The sequence below is a fragment of the Chryseobacterium suipulveris genome, assembly GCF_022811685.1.
In the GTDB taxonomy this organism is placed as follows: domain Bacteria; phylum Bacteroidota; class Bacteroidia; order Flavobacteriales; family Weeksellaceae; genus Kaistella; species Kaistella suipulveris.
In genome coordinates this window covers 2,677,172-2,696,190 of sequence record NZ_CP094532.1, presented here as the reverse complement: position 1 = coordinate 2,696,190, position 19,019 = coordinate 2,677,172, and the positions used below count along the sequence as shown (strand labels likewise).

General features: G+C 40.5%; 17 protein-coding genes and 2 tRNA genes. 9 read left to right on the top strand and 10 right to left on the bottom strand.

The features are described from left to right. Positions 1 to 43: 43 nt before the first annotated feature. The 4 genes from MTP09_RS12695 to MTP09_RS12680 all read right to left on the bottom strand — a co-directional run bounded on the left by MTP09_RS12695 (position 44) and on the right by MTP09_RS12680 (position 2,093). A tRNA-Glu gene (locus MTP09_RS12695) sits at positions 44 to 115 on the bottom strand. A 15-nt stretch (positions 116 to 130) separates the two neighbouring features. Then, complete coding sequence (gene rpsT / locus MTP09_RS12690; protein WP_243548719.1) at positions 131 to 385, bottom strand: 30S ribosomal protein S20; 255 nt, start codon at positions 383 to 385, stop codon at positions 131 to 133. Positions 386 to 573: 188 nt separating this feature from the next. Next, a tRNA-Glu gene (locus MTP09_RS12685) sits at positions 574 to 645 on the bottom strand. Positions 646 to 812: 167 nt separating this feature from the next. After that, entirely contained in the window at positions 813 to 2,093 is a 1,281-nt protein-coding gene (locus tag MTP09_RS12680; protein ID WP_243548718.1) for an N-acetylmuramoyl-L-alanine amidase family protein, read from the bottom strand. Between the two features lie 18 nt (positions 2,094 to 2,111). On the opposite strand from MTP09_RS12680, the gene MTP09_RS12675 reads away from it, so the two are divergent. The 3 genes from MTP09_RS12675 (at position 2,112) to MTP09_RS12665 (ending at position 5,872) form a co-directional block, all read left to right on the top strand. After that, positions 2,112 to 4,739, top strand: a complete 2,628-nt coding sequence (locus tag MTP09_RS12675; RefSeq protein ID WP_243548717.1) for a putative LPS assembly protein LptD — start codon at positions 2,112 to 2,114, stop codon at positions 4,737 to 4,739. Positions 4,740 to 5,032: 293 nt separating this feature from the next. Next, entirely contained in the window at positions 5,033 to 5,413 is a 381-nt protein-coding gene (locus tag MTP09_RS12670) for a RidA family protein (RefSeq protein WP_243548716.1), read from the top strand. Beyond that, a complete protein-coding gene (locus tag MTP09_RS12665) occupies positions 5,414 to 5,872 on the top strand; it encodes a hypothetical protein (RefSeq protein WP_243548715.1) in 459 nt (152 codons plus the stop codon). A gap of 146 nt (positions 5,873 to 6,018) precedes the next feature. Here MTP09_RS12665 and MTP09_RS12660 read toward each other — a convergent pair whose 3' ends face one another. Next, complete coding sequence (locus MTP09_RS12660; RefSeq protein WP_243548714.1) at positions 6,019 to 7,536, bottom strand: trypsin-like peptidase domain-containing protein; 1,518 nt, start codon at positions 7,534 to 7,536, stop codon at positions 6,019 to 6,021. Between the two features lie 373 nt (positions 7,537 to 7,909). Between MTP09_RS12660 and MTP09_RS12655 the strand changes: the two genes are divergently transcribed. Further along, on the top strand, positions 7,910 to 8,824 hold the full coding sequence (locus tag MTP09_RS12655) for a dimethylarginine dimethylaminohydrolase family protein (protein WP_243548713.1): 915 nt from the start codon (positions 7,910 to 7,912) through the stop codon (positions 8,822 to 8,824). On the opposite strand, the gene MTP09_RS12650 is transcribed toward MTP09_RS12655, so the two are convergent. From MTP09_RS12650 to MTP09_RS12630, 5 genes are all read right to left on the bottom strand, one after another. Then, the gene (locus MTP09_RS12650; protein ID WP_243548712.1) at positions 8,825 to 9,487 is read right to left on the bottom strand and encodes a copper homeostasis protein CutC; all 663 of its coding nucleotides are present in this window, start codon (positions 9,485 to 9,487) and stop codon (positions 8,825 to 8,827) included. A gap of 33 nt (positions 9,488 to 9,520) precedes the next feature. Further along, positions 9,521 to 10,309 (bottom strand): SDR family oxidoreductase, encoded by a 789-nt coding sequence (locus tag MTP09_RS12645; RefSeq protein WP_243548711.1) that lies wholly within the window; start codon positions 10,307 to 10,309, stop codon positions 9,521 to 9,523. 15 nt (positions 10,310 to 10,324) lie between these two features. Beyond that, positions 10,325 to 11,548, bottom strand: coding sequence for a 3-phosphoshikimate 1-carboxyvinyltransferase (locus MTP09_RS12640; protein ID WP_243548710.1), 1,224 nt, complete (start codon positions 11,546 to 11,548; stop codon positions 10,325 to 10,327). Between the two features lie 103 nt (positions 11,549 to 11,651). Further along, a complete protein-coding gene (locus MTP09_RS12635) occupies positions 11,652 to 11,990 on the bottom strand; it encodes a nucleotide pyrophosphohydrolase (protein WP_243548709.1) in 339 nt (112 codons plus the stop codon). Positions 11,991 to 12,000: 10 nt separating this feature from the next. Continuing rightward, positions 12,001 to 13,389 (bottom strand): hypothetical protein, encoded by a 1,389-nt coding sequence (locus MTP09_RS12630; protein ID WP_243548708.1) that lies wholly within the window; start codon positions 13,387 to 13,389, stop codon positions 12,001 to 12,003. Positions 13,390 to 13,737: 348 nt separating this feature from the next. Between MTP09_RS12630 and MTP09_RS12625 the strand changes: the two genes are divergently transcribed. The 5 genes from MTP09_RS12625 (at position 13,738) to MTP09_RS12605 (ending at position 18,822) form a co-directional block, all read left to right on the top strand. Continuing rightward, on the top strand, positions 13,738 to 13,989 hold the full coding sequence (locus MTP09_RS12625; protein WP_243548707.1) for a type B 50S ribosomal protein L31: 252 nt from the start codon (positions 13,738 to 13,740) through the stop codon (positions 13,987 to 13,989). A 92-nt stretch (positions 13,990 to 14,081) separates the two neighbouring features. Further along, positions 14,082 to 15,242, top strand: a complete 1,161-nt coding sequence (locus MTP09_RS12620; RefSeq protein ID WP_243548706.1) for a GlmU family protein — start codon at positions 14,082 to 14,084, stop codon at positions 15,240 to 15,242. Between the two features lie 18 nt (positions 15,243 to 15,260). Then, positions 15,261 to 16,142 carry a T9SS type A sorting domain-containing protein gene (locus MTP09_RS12615; protein ID WP_243548705.1) on the top strand — a complete coding sequence of 294 codons (882 nt, stop codon included), beginning with the start codon at positions 15,261 to 15,263 and terminating at the stop codon, positions 16,140 to 16,142. An 80-nt stretch (positions 16,143 to 16,222) separates the two neighbouring features. Next, positions 16,223 to 17,578 (top strand): oxygen-dependent tRNA uridine(34) hydroxylase TrhO, encoded by a 1,356-nt coding sequence (trhO, locus tag MTP09_RS12610; RefSeq protein ID WP_243548704.1) that lies wholly within the window; start codon positions 16,223 to 16,225, stop codon positions 17,576 to 17,578. Next, positions 17,578 to 18,822 carry a peptidase U32 family protein gene (locus MTP09_RS12605; RefSeq protein ID WP_243548703.1) on the top strand — a complete coding sequence of 415 codons (1,245 nt, stop codon included), beginning with the start codon at positions 17,578 to 17,580 and terminating at the stop codon, positions 18,820 to 18,822. Before trhO ends, MTP09_RS12605 begins: the two co-directional genes overlap by 1 nt. The last annotated feature ends 197 nt before the right edge of the window (positions 18,823 to 19,019 follow it).

Genomic DNA, 19,019 nt, shown 5'->3' with positions numbered 1-19,019 from the left:
AATAAGACATAAAAAAACTTCCGAAATTATTTCGGAAGTTTTGTAGCCCGTAGGGGAATCGAACCCCTCTTACCAGAATGAAAATCTGAGGTCCTAACCGATAGACGAACGGGCCGGACTCTTTATTTAATTAAGCAAGTTTGTTAACGTGCTTAGCTAATTTGCTTTTTAGGTTAGCTGCTTTGTTTTTGTGGATGATGTTTTTCTTCACCAATTTGTCCAACAAAGAAATTACCTTTGGCAACTGCTCGGTAGCAACTTTTTTGTCTTCTTCATTTCTCAATACTTTCACAGCTGTTCTTGCAGTTTTGTGATAGTATCTGTTACGCAATCTTTTCACTGCGTTTTGTCTGATTCTTTTGAGTGCTGATTTATGATTTGCCATATCGTTTCCTAAATGTGGGTGCAAAGATATAACTTTTTTTTAACCTTGCAAATAATTTTTAAAATATTTTTTCCTTCAAACAATTCGTCGTTGGAAAAGCACGTACCAAGCTCGTGGAATTCTTTTTTTCGAAGCCAGATATAAATGACTTTCCTGTTTCTTAATATCTTGATTCGTGTGTTTTATTGTAGCCTATAAAGGAATCGAACCTCTGTTGCAAGAATGAAAATCTTGAGTCCTAACCACTAGACGAATAGGCCAAGTTCTTTCAGAAACTTTAATCCGTCGCTGCTTTTCAGAAACTTCTCCCGCTTTCTAGCATCCTCCCAGTTTTCCTCTGTTTCTGTATAAACAACTTCCCAAGGAATAGGCCTCTGTTTTTGGAGTGTGCAAAAATATAAATAATGTTTTTAATCTGCAACTGCGGTTACTTGGTAACTTTCTGGATTACCGTGTTCTTCACTCCTTTTCCTTCGATTTCTTTCTGGGTTTTTAGCGCTTCCTCCAAAGTGCTGAACTTGCCGTAAGTATAGTAGAATTTGCCTGCAACCTTGTCGCGGTTAACATCTTTCAGAGTTCCAAGCATTGGTGAGTTGGAGCTAAGTTTCTGTTCGGTTACCGCCAATTCAAGTGTATAATATCCCACGCCAAGTTTTTGGTCAGGAACAAACGATATGGAAGTTGAATTCTGGAAACCGGCGTCTTTTGCTGACCTCAGATTATTGTCGCGCACAGAAGCGAAATTGGTTACACTATAATAGTACTTATATAGTGTGCCTTCTTTAATAGTAACAATATCGCTTAATCCCTTCAAAGCAGGATCGGTGCTGTTGTACTTCATCGGAGAAGACATCAGTAGAATTCTGAAATCATTTTTCAGTGGCTTCTCTTCCGGTTTCGCTGGCTCCTGTGCGACGGATTTGTTTCGGTCAATCGCTTTCTTATAGCTTAAAATTGCATTGTAAATACTTTCCGCGATTTCATTCTGTCCCTTTTCGGAAGCGAGATACATCGCGTCGTCATAATTGCTGATAAAACCGGTCTCGATCAAAACGGATGGCATCGCGTTCAACCTTAATACGTGCAAGTTCTGCTGTTTTACGCCACGAGAAAATCTTTTATCCTTCTTTTCAAAATTTTCTTCCACAAAACTGCCGAACAGGAGACTGCTTTCCAAATATTTGCTTTGCTGGATTTTGAGTGCGATTAGTGATTCGGGAGATTTCGGATCGTAGGAAGCGAACATTTCCCGGTCCTTCTCGTCGAGGAAGATCACGTCGTTTTCGGCTTTAGCTACTTCCAGATTGGTTTTATTCTGGTCGGGTCCCTGCACAAAAGTTTCAGTTCCGTAAGGTGCGGTCCGCGGACTTGCGTTACAGTGAACCGAAATAAACAAGTCGGCCTTGCTTCTATTGGCAAGATTCGTGCGGTCTAATAACGACGGATACTCATCGATTTTTCGGGTATAGATAATTTTGTAGTCCTTGTTTTTTTCAAGCATCCTTCCTACCTTCAAAACAATTGCAAGCGTAACGTCTTTCTCGTTGAGACGCCCTGTTTCGGGATAAACTCTGTTGGCGCCAAAATCGCTTCCACCATGTCCTGCATCTAATACCACCGTGAATTTTTTCTGCGCACCTGCGAATGTGAAGCTTAATAATAAAAGGAGAAAGAAATATTTTTTAAGGGAAAATCTGTTGATAATCATCTCTTGATTTTAAAAATAATGTTAATTTTGAGCCCGAATACAGAAATTACAGCATTGGTCAAAACCGGCTTCAAAAATATATTACTATTTTTAATTTTCCTAATTTTTAACAATATTTTAGCACATTTGTCTGCTCAAAATTTGCCTGAAAATAAGGGAGTTAACACTACTGTTCAAAAAAAGGATACCGTCGTCGTAAAGAAGGAATCCCTTGAAGCCGTGGTAGAAACAAAGGCCGACAACATCCGAAACGACATCCCGAAGAAGATGACCTTCCTCAAAAAAAAGGCGCAGGTAAAATACCAGGATATGCAGATCGACGCCGACTATATCTCTATCGACTGGGACAAATCCCTGATCTTCGCACGCGGCGAACTGGATTCTTTAGGAAGGATAAAAACTCCCGCCATCGCGACACAGGCAGGAAAAAAATACGAATACGACGAGTTTACCTACAATATCAAAACGAAACAGGCAATCGCGCTGAACGCCAGAACCGAAGAAAGCGAGGGCGTAATCGTGGCCGAAAAAACCAAGAAATACAACGATTCCGTATTCTTTATGCGTCGCGGAATGTACACCACGGACGAATATTTCATCAAGAAAAAAGACACCACCGCTGATTACTACCTACTCGCACCGAACATCAAACTGATCAAAGGCGAAAAAAAATCGCAAGTGATAACGGGACCGATCCAAATGTATATCGAGCAAGTTCCGACTCCATTAATAATGCCTTTCGCAATCCTTCCGTTTTCCGACAAAAGAAGCGCGGGAATCCTGATCCCAAGTTTTGGTGAAAGAGAGGATGTAGGGTTTTACCTCAACGGACTTGGTTATTACCAACCAATCGGCGAACATTTTGACCTGAAATTACTGACCGACATTTATACCAAAGGAAGCTGGAATGTGCGACCTGAAGTGAACTACAGAAAGAGTTACCGTTACTCGGGGAATTTTTCTGCCGATGTGGGAACTACAGTTCGGGGAATCAAGGGACTGTCGGATTACCAAAAAAGCGGCACCTACAGAATCGCGTGGCGACATCAGCAGGATACCAAAGCCAATCCGTTTCTCACTTTCTCGGCATCCGTCGATGTGGTGAGTCAGAAATTCTACAACAATACCGTCAACAATAATTACGCATTTAACCAGCACAACCTGAACGCGCAGCAGAACTCATCGGTGAGTATGACCAAGCGGTTTCTCACACTTCCGGTTACGATTACGGGTTCCATGTCTTATTCACAAAACTTTTCGACAGGACTTTCGGATCTTAAATTACCGGTGATGAACGTAGCGATCAACCAGTTCTATTTGTTTAAACCCAAAACGGGAGTAAGACAGGGACTGCTTGAAAACATCACCGTAAACACCGGACTGAATTTTAATAATTATGTGCAGACCGACGCAGGGGAACTTTTCAAACAACCGATGTGGGATAAGCTGCAGACAGGTTTGAAAAATAACATTTCTTTGGGAACCAATACGACCTTGGCAAAATATTTCACCTTCTCGATTTCAGCCAATATCGACAATGCTTTGACAACGAAAACTCTAACGAGATTCTATAATCCTTTAGACAATAAAGTAGAAGATGTTCTGAACAAAAAAATTGCTGGATACTCTTCTTTTTCTACCAGTGCGAGTTTGCAGACGGTTCTTTACGGAATGTTGAACTTCAAGAAAGGTTCTACGATTCAGGCGATTCGACATATGGTGACACCGCAAATTGGTTTCAGTTATGCACCAGATTTTTCGGCAGCATCATTCGGTTACTACAAAAACTACTACAACGACCGCGGAGAGATGACTCAATATTCCATCTTTGACCGTGGAATTGTCGGTTCGCCAAGTTCGCATTTGGTACAGGCAATGACGATTTCGATCGGGAACAATTTAGAGATGAAAGTCAATTCCAAGAAAGATTCCACAGGAGTAAAAAAACTGAAAATCTTTGAAACACTGAATTTCAACACGAGTTACAATTTCGCGGCACCTTCCCACAAATGGTCGATGTTCCAATTCAGCGGACAGACGACGCTCTTCGAGAAGCTCAACATTAACTCAAGTCTTACACTCGAACCCTATCAAATTTTGTTTGCTCCGGGTGAAAACACAGGAATCAGAACGGAAAATTTCGGGCATTTCAGCGTGCAGGGTTTCAACGCACAACTTTCTTATCCTTTGAGCAGCGAACTTTTCAAGGGCAAAGAAAAAACCGACCTGGCTAAAAAATATCCGACCAAGGGCGAAATCCGAAACGAAAACTATTATTTCGACGATGACCATTATTCCCGATTCGAGCAACCGTGGACTTTGAACGTCAATGCTCAATATTCCTACACCAAAAGTTTGACCCGCTTCGGAAACAAAATGGCTTCAGTCGGTTTGGACGGGAACATCAAACTTACGCCGTACTGGAATCTGAACGGAAACCTTTATTACGACGTGGTGACCAAAGAAATTGCCAACACCCGAATCGGAATCTCGAGAGACCAGCGAAGTTTTACCATCAATTTCAACTGGATTCCTTTCGGTCAGTATAAGGTGTACGATTTCTTCATCGGAATCAAAGCCAATATTCTGCGAGATGCGCTGAAGTACAAAGACAACAGCATCACACAGCCGAACGCACCTTTTTAGTGCTGTTTATTTAATGTAAATAAAATTAAAAATCCATTGCTTAAAAGTTGTGGTGTAAACTGATAGCACATTTAATTTTTCGAAGTAAACCTAAATTTGATTACCCCGACCGTAAAAGGAGCAAATTTAGGTTTATTTCGTACTAAATTTTCCGCCCTTTAGGGTCGAGGTAAAGAAAATTTCCGATACTATTTTTTTTTGAATAAAATTTAAACATGCTCTCAAGAAAAGGTTTCCATCGTTGTTTAATAAGTTTTATATTTGTTGATTAAATTGACCAGAACGTAAACGCTATGAAAAAATTGATTTCTACTCCACATGCTCCTGCCGCGATCGGGCCTTATTCACAGGCGAATCTCGCCAATGGAATCCTCTACATTTCCGGACAGATACCGATGAATTCTGAAACTGGAAAACTGGAAGAAGGCATTGAAAAAGCGACGCACCAGGTGATGAAAAATCTCGAAGCGATTCTCACTGAAGCGGGAATGACCTTCAAAAACGTGGTGAAGGCAACCATCTTTTTGAAGAATATGGACGATTTTGCAGCGATGAACGAAATCTACGCTTCCTACCTCGATGCGGAATCTTTCCCGGCACGCGAAACGGTTCAGGTTTCCTGCCTTCCGAAAAATGTGGATATTGAAATCTCGATGATTGCGCACCAATTCTAAATGAACTTTCTGAGGAATACTTTGGCGGTAATTGTGGGCCTTGCTGTTTCGGGGCTCATTATTTCTTTGGGAATCCGGCTGAACCCATCGTGGATCAATTATGAGGCGATCACGCCTTTCCAACAATGGGAGCGGGTTCTGAAAAGCGTTGAACATAAACCGTACTTTTTCGTGGCACTGCTTATTTCTTCGGGAATTGGTGCGACTGTAGGTGGTGTTGCAACGGCAATTATCGTGAAATACGCCAAAGTCGCCTACGCAATTCTGATCGGGTTTATCCTGCTTTTTGTGGCGATGCTCGATATTATCATCTTTCCGTATCACCCTACTTTTTACAAAATCCTCATCTTTCTTACGTTCTTCCCTTTTGCGTGGATCGGCGGAAAAATTACCGAGGTCATTTACGAACGGAAAAAGAAACGGCTCAGAAAACTCCAAAACAAAAAAACGCAACCTTAAGAAAGTTGCGTTTTTGCTATTTAAGAAATTGATTTTTTTCTTGAAGGAAATTTTTCTCCCTTTAGTTCCGATAATTATCGGAAGGGGTAAAGAAAATTTCCGTTTTACAATTATTAATTATTCATTATTAATTTTTCAATTAAAACCTACGGCATCTTAAAACCTCTCGTCGTAATCCTTCCGTACTCATCGACATATTTCACCTGAACGTTTCCTTGGTACTTGTCGAGGATTTTCTCTATATCTTTCTGCGAGTTTACAGGTTTTCCGTTGACTTCGATCACGATGTAATTATCCACAACTCCGATTTTGGCCATTTCGCTTCCGTCCTGAACATTTTTTGCAATCACACCGCTGTTCAGTCCATAATCGGTTTTGAATTTTTCACTTAATGGTTCAAACTCCGATCCGATTTTTTCGGTAACGGTCATATCAGCTTTGCTTCGGAAAGAAGTTCCGCCTTTTTCATCTTTCAAGGTAACGTTTGCAATATTTTCTTTCCCGTTTCTTAGGTAGGTAATTGCAACTTGGTCACCCGGTCTTTTACTTCCGACAGCGAAAGAAAGATCGTAATAGCTTGAAACCACCGTGTTGTCAACTTTTGTAATGATGTCCCCAGTTCTCAATCCCGCATCTTCTGCACCGCCTTTTGCAGTAACGTCGGTAATATAAACTCCGTCTCTGGATTTGATATTCGTTTTATTCTGCTGGTTATACTGCGCAACTGCTCTTTGGTCAGAAAGGTCAAAAGAACGGACCCCTAAAAAGCCCCGCTGAACCAAACCAAACTTCTTGATGTCTTCTACAACTTTTCTTGCAAGATTCGAAGGCACAGCAAAACCATACCCTTCGTAATATCCTGTTTTTGAAGAAATTGCGGAGTTGATCCCAATCAGTTCGCCGTTTGGATTAACCAAAGCTCCACCTGAATTTCCTGGATTAATCGCAGCATCGGTCTGGATAAAGTTCTCAATCGGCGTTTTCGACTGTTGGCTGAGTAAATCAATGCTTCTTCCTTTTGCGGAAACAATTCCTGCAGTAACGGTGGAATTCAGCCCCATCGGATTTCCTACCGCCAAAACCCATTGACCAACTTCCACATTGTCGGAATTGGCAAAGTTCAGGTAAGGCAATCCTTTTTCTTCAATTTTCAAAAGTGCGATATCGGTTGTAGGATCGGTTCCCACCAAATTCGCGATGTATGTTTTCTTATTTGAAAGCTGAACTTCAAGTTTCGTAGCTCCTGCAACCACGTGGTTGTTGGAAATAATATAGCCGTCCGGCGAAATGATCACACCAGATCCCATTCCTCGTGGCATTTCAACCTTCGGTTGTTGCTGCTGTTGTCTCTGATTGTTTCCGAACGGGTTTCCGAAAAACAGGTCAAACAAATCCTGGTCGCTTCTCTGCGTGTTTCTGTCGGAAAAATTTTTGATACTTACGACCGCAGGAACCGTCATCTTGGAAGCTTTCACAAAGTCGTCTCCAACTCCCGTCATATTGAATGATGCAAACTTTGCATCGCTATTGTTTTTCGGCGCAAAATAAGAAAACTCGGAATCACTATTCTTCACCCCGAAATAATTAATCGCACCAAAAGTAGTCGCTCCTGAGATCACACCCACGAAAGCATAAGGAATCAGTTTTTTTAGGTTATTCTTCATCGTCATATAATTTATCTTTTTCTTTTGAGTCTATCAATTTTGAGAGAAATTTTCCACCCTTTAGGGAGGGGTAAAGAAAATTTCTTATCCATATTTTTCAATATACCAATCTTAAACTCTGAATGTTTACTGAACAAATTTAATGCTAAATAAGTATTAACCAAAACCCGTTTGTTTCAGTTTTAACGATATTTTAACAGCATTTATAAGATTTTAATCCCATTTTAATTTTTGATGGTTTTTTTCGTGACAGGTTAGTGTCTTATAACAGGTAAATTTGTCAAAATTCCCTAAAATATAGGAAAAATCGTCAGCCGAAAAAAATTTCGCCACTCCGATTGCTTTCTTTAAATTTGTTGCAAGCACCATTTTTATGAAACTGAACATCAAGAACGAGACTGCACGCTTAAAATCCGTCGTATTGGGTCAACCTGGTTCCATGGGAAAAATTCCGACGCTTGAGGAAAGCTACGACGCAAAATCTTATGACACGATCCAAAAGGGAATCTACCCAAAAGAAGAGGACATCATCCACGAAATGACAGAATTTGAAAAGGTTTTGAGAAAGTATGATGTGCAAGTTTTCCGTCCGGAAATTATCGAAAACTACAACCAGGTTTTTGCAAGAGACGTAGCTTTTGTAATTGATGACAAGATGATTATTTCTAATGTAATCTCCGACAGAGCCGATGAACAGGACGCCTATAAGAAAATCTTCGAGGAGGTGAAATGGCGCGACATCATCAATCTTCCTGAAACTGCACACATTGAAGGTGGCGACGTGATCGTCTGGAACGACTATCTCTTCATCGGAACGTGCTACAGCGAGGATTACCGAAGTTTCAAAACCGCACGTACCAACGAATACGCCATCGAAATCCTGAAAGAATATTTCCCAAAGAAAAGGATTCTCGATTTTGAACTGAAGAAAAACGACAAGGAACCTTTTAAGGGAATCCTGCATTTAGACTGTACTTTCAACCCAGTTGGCAAAGACAAATGCATTATCTATAAAAACGGTTTTGTGGACGAGAGCGACTATACTTTAATCCTCGACATTTTCGGTGAGGAAAACTGCTTCCACGTCACTGATGAGGAAATGTTTGAAATGTACCCGAATATTTTTTCGATCTCGCCCGAAATTGTGGTGTCCGACAAAGCTTTCACCCGAATGAACGACCACCTGCGAAACGAATGGGGAATGACCGTGGAAGAAATTCCGTACCGCGAGATTTCTAAAATGGGAGGATTGTTGAGGTGTTCGACGTTGCCGCTTGTTCGCGAATAACTACGACGACAGCTGCTTCAACTTCTTAATCTCGCCATCATCTGCAAAAGTGTCGTATTTCATAATTGCAGAGGAGTGGAAAAAAGTTCCGCCAGTAAAAGACTTCAGTTCCGCTATATTTTCTGAGCGAACCCCGCCTCCGATGAGGATATTTATTTTATGCGAATAACCGTCGATAAGTTCTTTCAATTTCTCCCTTCCTTCCATTGCGTTGGGTTTCCCGCCTGAAGTTAAGACCGTGCTGAAACCAAGTTCTATTAAGGTTTTAATGGATTTTTCTAAATCCTTTGTTCGGTCGAATGCGCGGTGAAAAGTGCAGGGAACATCACCTGCAAGTTCGATCAGTTCGGTATTTTTTTCTTTGTCGATTTCGTTGTGGGGATCCAGAATGCCGAAAACAAAACCATCCGCACCACCTTCTTTGAAGGCGATAATGCTGTTTTTCATTGCTAAAAACTCTTCATCGGAATAAAAAAACGGGCCACCTTCCGGTCGAATCATCACGTAAACAGGTTTTGCGTAATGCCTTTTCAGATGGAGGAATTCATAAAAATTGGGAGTTGTCCCACCCAAATCGTGATTTGCACAGAACTCGATGCGGTCTGCAACCGATTTCAAGGCGGTTTCGGCAGAGGTGAGTTCAAAGCAGGCAATTTCTAACATAACCAATTTTTCTTTGATGAATATACGAAAAATTTAGCCTATTTTATTATACTTCTTCATTAGATTCTCATAAATCTTTTGCGGAAGAATCCATTTTAAAGGAACGCCGATCTTCTGTCCGAATTTCCCGAAATAATAGTGTGCTTTCCAGGAGTTTTTGTTCAAAAGTTTTTCGATGTATTCAGCGACTTCGAGAGGTTCTGTTCCGTCGTCAACGTGGGAGTTCATCAGTTCATAAACTTTATCAAAAGTTTTTTGGTATGCACCAGAAACGTTTGATTTCACCCGGTTTTCTGCTATTTTGGTCTTAATGTCGCCTAAATGGAGTGCGCAAACTTCGATATTCCACGGGGAAACTTCATAGCGAATCGATTCCGTAACCTTGTCCAAAGCCGATTTGGATGCCGAGTAAAATCCGCGAAAAGGCAGTCCCATTTCACTTCCGATACTTGAAATGTTGATGATTTTCCCGAATTTTTGTTCCCGCATTTTTGGTAAAACTGCACTCATCGTCTGCACCGATCCTACCAAGTTTAGATTAAACAGTTTCAAAATTTCTTCTTGAGTGGAATCTTCAACAGGACCGACCATTCCCATTCCGGCGTTATTGATGAGGATGTCGATTCTGGTTTCCAATTTTAAGATTTCGGAAATCGCTTTTTCGACTTGTAAATGATCGGTAATATCGGTTGGGATTGAAGTGAAAAATTCAGACTCCACATTTTTTCTGCTTAATCCGAATACACGGTGACCTTTTTTGCCAAAGTATTCTGCCAATGCAAATCCGATTCCCGCAGATGTTCCCGTGATGATGATGGTCATAGATCTTTTATAATTTTACTGAAGAATTTGCCGAAAATCATTCCAAAATTCAGGATACGATTTTTTCACAACTTCTTCATTTTCAATGTACAGCTCTCTAACTAAACAAAATGGCGCGAAACTCATCGCCATTCTGTGGTCGTTGTAGGTTTCGATGTGGACGTTTTCCTTGATTTCAAAGAATTTATGTGAGGTAATCGAATCATCAGTTATTTCGGCAATGCACCCAATTTTAAAAAGTTCATTTTTCAGTGCGAGAAGACGGTCGGTCTCTTTCACTTTTAGGGTATGAAGTCCGCTGATCTCGAAAGGAATTTTTAATATGGTCGCCGTTACACAAACAGTTTGCGCGATATCGGGGCACTTGTTCATATCCAGCATAATTTTTTCGGGAAAGGAAAAATAATGTTCCGGCAAAAGCGAAATTTTGCTTTCCGCACCTTCGGAAATGGTGTTCACGCCGAAGTTTTCCCAATAGATTTCTTTTAAGGCGGAGTCTCCCTGTAACGAATGTTGCCGGAAACTTTGCAGGTTGATACATTCTCTGCCAATCGCCGCCAACGAATAAAAATAGGACGCCGAACTCCAGTCGCTTTCTACCACAAATCTAAGGAGATGCGAACTTTTTTCAGACTGAATATCGGGAAGAATATGAATGGTGTTTCCTTCCCAGAAATTCTCGATTCCTATGGTTCTGAGCATTTTCAGCGTCATTTCCAAATAAGGTCGCGAAGTGATTTCACCGGTCAGATTGATGACCAAGTCGTTTTCTAACGCGCCACCGATTAACATTAATGCTGAAATAAACTGGCTCGAAATATTCGCAGGAATCGTAACCAAACTTTTTCTAAGGTTCTTTCCAATAATTTTTAATGGAGGAAAACCGTCGTTTTCCAGATAATATATTTCCGCACCTAAATCCTGCAAGGCATCAACCAAAGGTTTGATCGGTCGTTGTTTCATTCTGTCGGAACCAGTTAGCGTTACGGTTCTTCCTTCCTGAATCGCGAAAAATGCGGTAAGAAAACGCATCGCGGTTCCTGCATGATGGATGTCGATGTGGTCGGAATCGCTGTTTAAAGCTTGCTGTAATAGTTGGGTGTCCTGCGAATCTGAAAGGTTTTCAGAGAGAATATTGCCAAAAAGTTTACCCAAAATAAGAAGCCGGTTCGAAATGCTTTTCGAACCGTTGATCTGTATGGTTTCGTTGGGTTTAAGGGTAGATTTTTTGAGTAGCAAATTCTATAATTCGTTTGAGGTTTGAGATCTAAAGTTTGAGGTTTAAAGTTTGAGGTTCTTGCAAATTCACGATTCACTGCGAAGCAGACTCAGCATTCACCATTCACTTTTCTTTCAGCTTTTCATTATTCTGATGCCTTTCCTGATCGCGTTCGGTTTTTATCTTCATTTTCCGGTCGAAAGCGCTTTGCAGGTCGGTTCCGGTTTGGTTGGCTAAACATAAAGTCACAAAAAGTACATCTGCCAATTCTTCGCCTAAATCTTTAGTTTTGTCGGTTTCTTTTTCGCTTTGTTCGCCATATCTTCTTGCGATAATTCTTGCCACTTCACCCACTTCTTCCGTGAGCATCGCCATATTGGTCAACTCGTTGAAGTAGCGCACACCGACATTTTTGATCCAGTCGTCAACTTCGTTTTGAAGGTTGGTTATATTATCGCCCATCACTTATCACTTATTGATATGCCCCGATTGTCGGAGAAACAGTTCTCGGATTTCCAACAATATCGGTCGGAACTGTTGCTGCAACTGCGGTATTTCCTTTTCCTTTTGCAGGGGAATCGGCTTTAACCCGTAAATTCATTTTGTGGGTAAAGTAATTTTCGAATTTCGGATCCTGGTTTTTTATGGAAGCTGCATCGAGATTGTAGCCAGGAGTCGCGCCGTTTTTCACCAAACAGTTTTGGAAGGTATAATTAAAGGTTTGTCCCGTAGTTGGTTTAAATACAATCGAGTTTTCCTTGTCTCCGTAAATAATGGAGTTTCTGATGTTCAGCGTTAATGGTCCCTGTTCGGTTGCAGTTCCATTCTGATATTCATTGGTCGCAAAAATTCCCAAACCAGCCAGCGCAGAATTCATGCTCCAATAATTGGCAAAAGTGGAGTGGAGGATATTGTAGGTTCCGCCCTTGAAAATTCCCAAATCTGCATTTCCGCAATTGTTCATCACCAGATTTCTTGCAGTTAGTGTAGAGTTCACCGCAAAAATCCCGTATTCCTGGTGAGTGTGGATAATCGAATTGTCGATGGTTGCAGTAGATTTATTCAGTTCAATTCCGCGGGTTCCCCCGAAAACTTTTCCGTAGTTCATGTTTAATACTGCGTTCTCGTCCAGCGAAATTCCGTTCCAGTTTTTCGGGATGGTATCGTATCTCGTATCGTTTCGGTCACCTCGGAAAATTACGTCATTGCCCAAACTTCCATTCACATTCAGAATTGAGCTCTTAGAAATTTTCAATCCGCTGTTCTTGTGGAAATAAACTTTCGTTCCGGGTTGGATGTCGAGGGTTTTTCCTTCCGCCAAAGTCAGGTCGCCGAAAATAATTTTTGCCTTATTGTTCGTCCAAGAAGTATTGGCGCTTAAAATATTCGGATTGGTTTCGGTCTGGATATAGAATTCCGCATCCTGAACTACGGAAAACAGCGTCACGTGCTGGTTTCCTGCAGGAGTCTGGAAAAGTACGCGGTCTTCAGCGATTGCTTCGGGAGCGTTTGCAACAGGCGCGATCTCTACAAAAACATAGAGCGAATCTTTCTTTCTTAAAGGAACATTGGTGAATTCAGTCCCTGCTTTTCCATCCACATTGATTCGGTAAAGTGAGCCACTTCCGCTTTCGAGGGAGATTTTCGGGATCATTACGTCCTTGTCTTCGGTATTATAAACTTTCACCGCATAGGTTTCTGATCGAACCTGGTTATAAACCGTGTCACAAAAAACAGTGTCGGCTGAAAATCTTAAAAGCTGCGACGGTGTCTCAAAATTAATATCGTCTCTCTTACAGGCGATCGCCGTAAGGAGAACCCAAAATGAAAAACCGAATATGGTGGTGAATTTCTTGCTCATTTCTGAAAAATCTATGTAGGTTTCAAATTTAATTAAAATTGTCGAATCGGGAGAGCATGTTTAAATTTTATTCAAAAAAATATGATCTCGGAAATTTTCTTTACCCCGTCCCTAAAGGGCGGAAAATTTCCTCCGAAGTAAACCCCTATTTGCTCCCTTTAGGGACGGGGTAATCAAATTTAGGTTTATTTAGAAAATTTAAACAAGCGCTAAAATTTTTACATTTCTTAATTCCGTGTTTGCAGATAAAAAAAATATTTGTACTTTTGCAACCTAAAATTCAGCAGAGAAAAATCCATTACTCATTTCAAAGCGAATTTTGTATAATTAATTTTAAAACAATCAGTTATGAAAAACGGAATTCACCCAGAAAATTATAGATTAGTCGTGTTCAAAGACATGAGTAACGACGAGATGTTTCTTTGCAAATCTACTGCAGAAACTAAAGACACCATCGAGTACGAAGGAGAAACTTATCCTTTGATCAAAATGGAAATCTCTTCAACTTCTCACCCTTTCTACACCGGAAAAGTGAAGTTGGTTGACACTGCAGGTAGAGTTGACAAGTTTATGAACAAGTACAAGAAATTCGCAAAGTAATTGTAGAATTTTAAAAATATTTAAAGTCTTTCAGCATTCTGAGAGACTTTTTTTGTTGTAAATTTGAAATTCTAAACATTAACTTCAATTATATGCAACTTGTTTTTTCCGATGCCCAGTTTTGGGAAGATTTTCTGCCGCTAACTTTCACGAGACCCGTCGCAGAGATGCGTTGCGGGATTCTGACTTTTTCCGAAAGATGGCAAAAACTTTTAGACGCATCAGAAATATCCTTTATTACCGAAGATTATCTTCAGGAAAAGTTTTCAAAACCTGAAAAAAAGGAAGGGCTTTTCATTGTTCCCAATTTTCTTCCTACGGAAAATGTGCTGAATCAAATAAAAGAGCTGAAATTGGGCGAAGCTTTGGTTTACGAAAATGAATTGCTTGCCGCAAAAGTAAATATGGAGAACTTCTCACTCAACCAGATCGAAAAAATGACCGATATCCACGAGGAGCTTCTTTTTTTCAAACAACCGACGGATTTATTTTCCTTTAATGAAAAAGCGATCGATTTCGATTTCGAACTTTTGACCAAAAACAGAAATTCTCAGGAACTTTCTTCCACCAACGGTTTTCTTGGCGATAAGAAAGATTTGTTCATCGAAGAAGGTGCGACCATCGAGTTTTCCACTTTAAACACCAAAACCGGAAAAATCTACATCGGAAAAAATGCAGAAGTAATGGAAGGTTGTAATCTTCGCGGTCCGATCGCGCTTTGCGAGGATTCGAAATTTAATTTAGGGGCGAAAATCTATGGAGCGACCACGATCGGTCCTCATTCAAAAGTTGGTGGTGAAGTCAACAATATCGTCATTTTCGGATATTCTAATAAGGGACATGACGGTTTTGTCGGGAATTCCGTAATTGGCGAGTGGTGCAATCTCGGTGCAGATACCAATTCATCCAACCTTAAAAATAATTATGCGGAAGTGAAACTCTGGAACTACCGTGCAAAAAGATTTGTGAACACCGGACTTCAGTTCGCCGGTTTAATTATGGGTGACCACTCGAAAACTGCGATCAATACTCAGTTGAATACAGGTACAGTAGTTGGTGTTGGTGCAAATATCTTCAAAAGCGGATTCCCGCCAAATCTAATCGAAAACTTCTCTTGGGGTGGAATGAAGGGCGATGAAAGATTCAAACTCGAAAAAGCTTACGAAGTTGCAGAAAAGGCGATGGCGAGAAGGAAAGTCCCTTTTACGGAAATTGATCGGAATGTTTTGAAGTATATTTATACAGAGTTATAAGAATCAAAAAAAATGGTGATGAAGGCAAAACTATTAGTTTTAGCGATCTTTTATACTGCTATGTATTTTTCGCAAAATTACCGCCCTCTTTTGCAGGATGGTAATAAGTGGTACGAACGAAATGAAGAGTATAATTTTGACTCACCAAGTCCAAACTACTACTATTACCGATTTATCAATGGAGAGGAAGTGAAAAACGGAATCACTTACAAAAAGATTTATTCAAATCTGTACTGTTATACACGTGACCGTTACTTGCCATGTACTCCACAAACGAATCCGGATGTTTTTTATAATTTACTGCGGGAAGATATTGCTCAGAAAAAGGTTTATTATTTTGACGAAGATACCAATTCTGAGATCTTGCTGTATGATTTTTCCATCAACGTGGGTGACAATTATCCGAATAATTTTCCATTTACGGGAGCTAATTCAGTCCCTAAATTATCAATCGAAAGCATTGGGTATGGAGATGTTTTTGATAGAAATGTCAGAATCTTTCGGATTGAAGATTACGTGGGAATTTATGAAGGAATTGGTTCGAGTTCCGGATTGCTTTTCAAGCCGGGAAGACCTATTTTCGAAGGAGGTAATTTTCTGGAATGTTTTGAAGATGCTTTTTCGCCGAAATCCTGCAATTGGGTCATGGCAACTAAAGAAACAGGAATTAGTAACGCCCTTAAAATCATTTATTTAGCGGATCGTGGAGTTTTCAAAATTCATGGAAATTCTTCTAAAACTTATAATGTCAGTTTTTACGATGCTTCAGGAAGACTGCTCGACTCTGTAAGAATTGAAAGCAATAAAGAATTCCAAATCAAAAACCTAACTAAAGGGATTTTGTATTACAGCATTCAAAGTGATCAAGAAGTTTGGAGGGATAAAATAATGATTCATTAAACCTTATTTTAAGGAATAAAAACAAAAACGTGCAATTTCCTTATCTTTGCGAAAATTTTCTCACTTAAAACGTTTATAGCATGCAACTGTACAACACTTTAAGCGCAGAAGAAAGAGCAAAACTTATCGAAGAAGCCGGCAAAGAGCGGCTTACTTTGTCTTTCTATGCGTACGCCAAAATCGAAGATCCCAAAAAATTTCGCGACGAACTATTTATTGCCTGGAACGCACTTGATGCTTTAGGCAGAATTTATGTTGCCCACGAAGGAATCAATGCGCAAATGAGTGTTCCTGCCGAAAATTTCGACGCTTTTCGCGAAACCCTCGAAGCATATGATTTTATGAAAGGAATCCGTCTCAACATCGCGGTGGAACAGGACAATTACTCCTTTCTAAAATTAACGATAAAAGTCCGAAATAAAATTGTAGCCGATGGTCTGAATGATGAAACCTTCGATGTTACCAATAAAGGAATTCACCTTAAAGCTCGGGAATTCAATTCCTTACTCGAAAATCCAGATACAATTGTGGTGGATTTCAGAAACCATTACGAGAGTGAAGTCGGCCATTTTGAAGGCGCAATTACTCCCGATGTGGAAAGTTTCCGCGAAAGTTTGCCGATCATCAACGAACAGCTGAAGGATTTTAAAGAAGATAAAAATCTGCTGATGTACTGTACTGGTGGAATCCGTTGCGAAAAAGCGAGTGCCTATTTCAAACATCAGGGATTTAAAAATGTCTATCAGTTGGAAGGCGGAATTATTGAATACACCCGTCAAATCAAGGAAGAAGGCATTGAAAGCAAGTTCATTGGGAAGAATTTTGTGTTCGACCACCGTTTGGGAGAAAGAATTACCGACGATATTATTTCGCAGTGTCACCAATGCGGTAAACCATGCGACAACCACACAAACTGCGCGAACGACGCGTGTCATTTATTGTTTATTCAATGTGATGAATGTAAAGCCGCGATGGAAAATTGTTGCTCCGCAGAATGCCAAGAAACGATTCATCTATCAGTTGACGAACAGGTAAAATTGAGGAAAGGTTTGCAGGTTGGAAACAAGATCTTCAGAAAAGGAAAATCCGAAGCTTTGAAATTTAAGCGTTCAGGAAATGTGTCCGATCAACCTTTAGCAAAAGCAGAAAGCAAAGACATCCGTCAAAAGCTTAAAGTTAAAAAAGAGTTGATTGGTAAAGCAGAACATTACTTTACCAAATCCAAAATCGCACAGTTCCTCGTCGAAAAAGGTAATATAGCAGTAGGCGATCCCATACTGATTTCGGGACCGACAACAGGTGAACAACAACTTACACTTTCTGAAATATTTGCTAACGGACAACCTGCCCAAGCTGCAGAAAAAGGCGATCAGATTACTTTTGCCGTTCCTTTTAGAGTTCGTCTATCAGATCAACTTTATAAAATTTTATCTTGATGACGGCAACGGGAAAAATAGAGCTGATGTCTCCTGCAGGTGATTTTACCTCGCTTCAGGCAGCGATAGACAATGGTGCAGATTCGGTGTACTTCGGTGTGGAGCAGCTCAATATGAGAGCGAGAGCTTCGATGAATTTCAAAATCGACGATTTGCCCGAAATCTCCAGAAGATGCTCAGAAAAAGGGGTGAGAACCTACCTTACTTTAAATACGATTATTTACGACCACGACTTGTCCATCATCAAAACGCTTTTGGATAAGGCGAAAGAAGCCAACCTGACTGCGGTGATCGCAATGGATCAGGCGGTAATCAGCTATGCAAGACAAATCGGGATGGAAGTTCATATTTCAACCCAGATCAATATTACCAATCTCGAAACGGTGAAGTTTTATGCACTTTTTGCCGATACGATGGTGATGTCGCGCGAGCTTTCAATTACCCAGATCAAGAAAATCTGCGACCAGATTGAAAAAGAACAGGTAAAAGGTCCGAGCGGAAATCTCGTAGAAATTGAGATCTTTGGTCACGGCGCGCTTTGTATGGCGGTTTCGGGTAAATGTTATCTGAGTTTACATTCGCACAATTCTTCTGCAAACCGAGGTGCCTGCAAACAGAACTGCCGAAAAAAATACACTGTAATCGATCAGGAAACCGGTTTCGAAATCGAACTCGACAACGAATATATGATGTCGCCAAAGGATTTATGTACGATCGGATTCCTCGACCAGATCGTGGATGCAGGTGTTAAAGTCCTGAAAATTGAGGGACGCGGAAGAGCTCCCGAATATGTTGCAACGGTGACAAAATGCTACAGAGAGGCGATTGATTCCATTGCCGACGGTACTTTCAGCCAGGAAAATGTTGAGGTTTGGATGAAGCAGCTGGAAACTGTGTACAACAGAGGATTTTGGAGCGGTTACTATCTCGGACAGAAATTGGGGGAATGGTCTGCAATTTCAGGTTCTGCCGCGACTCAGAAAAAAGTTTATATCGGAAAGGGACGACATTTCTACCCCAAATCCAATATCGCGGAATTCCTTATTGAAGCTTACGACCTGAACATCGGCGATAAAGTTCTGATTCAGGGACCCACAACAGGTTCGCAGGAAATGGTAATGGAAGCGATGCAGGTGGACCAAAAACCTGAAGCCGAAAAAGCCACTAAATCAGATGTCATCACGTTCAAAACCGATTTCAGAGTAAGACCAAGCGACAAACTCTATAAAATCGTGAAAACGTAAAATTTGAAGAAACAAGATACAAGTAAAAAGAGACAAGTAAAAGGTAAATAGAAGAAAGAAAAAAGAAAAAAAGAGAAGGGAAAAGTTGGCAAGCTTTATTGATAGTTATTTATTTTGTTTGTTTGTTTGTTGAAAAGGTAGTTATAATTCCAGTTTTTCCACGTGTGTCTTTTTCCTTGTATCTTGTGTCTTTTTCC

Excerpts from the sequence above, each read along its gene's own strand:
- rpsT (WP_243548719.1), bottom strand. The coding sequence starts at position 385 with ATGGCAAATCATAAATCAGCACTCAAAAGAATCAGACAAAACGCAGTG.
- MTP09_RS12680 (WP_243548718.1), bottom strand. The coding sequence starts at position 2,093 with ATGATTATCAACAGATTTTCCCTTAAAAAATATTTCTTTCTCCTTTTA.
- MTP09_RS12675 (WP_243548717.1), top strand. The coding sequence starts at position 2,112 with ATGTTAATTTTGAGCCCGAATACAGAAATTACAGCATTGGTCAAAACC.
- MTP09_RS12670 (WP_243548716.1), top strand. The coding sequence starts at position 5,033 with ATGAAAAAATTGATTTCTACTCCACATGCTCCTGCCGCGATCGGGCCT.
- MTP09_RS12665 (WP_243548715.1), top strand. The coding sequence starts at position 5,414 with ATGAACTTTCTGAGGAATACTTTGGCGGTAATTGTGGGCCTTGCTGTT.
- MTP09_RS12660 (WP_243548714.1), bottom strand. The coding sequence starts at position 7,536 with ATGAAGAATAACCTAAAAAAACTGATTCCTTATGCTTTCGTGGGTGTG.
- MTP09_RS12655 (WP_243548713.1), top strand. The coding sequence starts at position 7,910 with ATGAAACTGAACATCAAGAACGAGACTGCACGCTTAAAATCCGTCGTA.
- MTP09_RS12650 (WP_243548712.1), bottom strand. The coding sequence starts at position 9,487 with ATGTTAGAAATTGCCTGCTTTGAACTCACCTCTGCCGAAACCGCCTTG.
- MTP09_RS12645 (WP_243548711.1), bottom strand. The coding sequence starts at position 10,309 with ATGACCATCATCATCACGGGAACATCTGCGGGAATCGGATTTGCATTG.
- MTP09_RS12635 (WP_243548709.1), bottom strand. The coding sequence starts at position 11,990 with ATGGGCGATAATATAACCAACCTTCAAAACGAAGTTGACGACTGGATC.
- MTP09_RS12630 (WP_243548708.1), bottom strand. The coding sequence starts at position 13,389 with ATGAGCAAGAAATTCACCACCATATTCGGTTTTTCATTTTGGGTTCTC.
- MTP09_RS12625 (WP_243548707.1), top strand. The coding sequence starts at position 13,738 with ATGAAAAACGGAATTCACCCAGAAAATTATAGATTAGTCGTGTTCAAA.
- MTP09_RS12620 (WP_243548706.1), top strand. The coding sequence starts at position 14,082 with ATGCAACTTGTTTTTTCCGATGCCCAGTTTTGGGAAGATTTTCTGCCG.
- MTP09_RS12615 (WP_243548705.1), top strand. The coding sequence starts at position 15,261 with ATGAAGGCAAAACTATTAGTTTTAGCGATCTTTTATACTGCTATGTAT.
- trhO (WP_243548704.1), top strand. The coding sequence starts at position 16,223 with ATGCAACTGTACAACACTTTAAGCGCAGAAGAAAGAGCAAAACTTATC.
- MTP09_RS12605 (WP_243548703.1), top strand. The coding sequence starts at position 17,578 with ATGACGGCAACGGGAAAAATAGAGCTGATGTCTCCTGCAGGTGATTTT.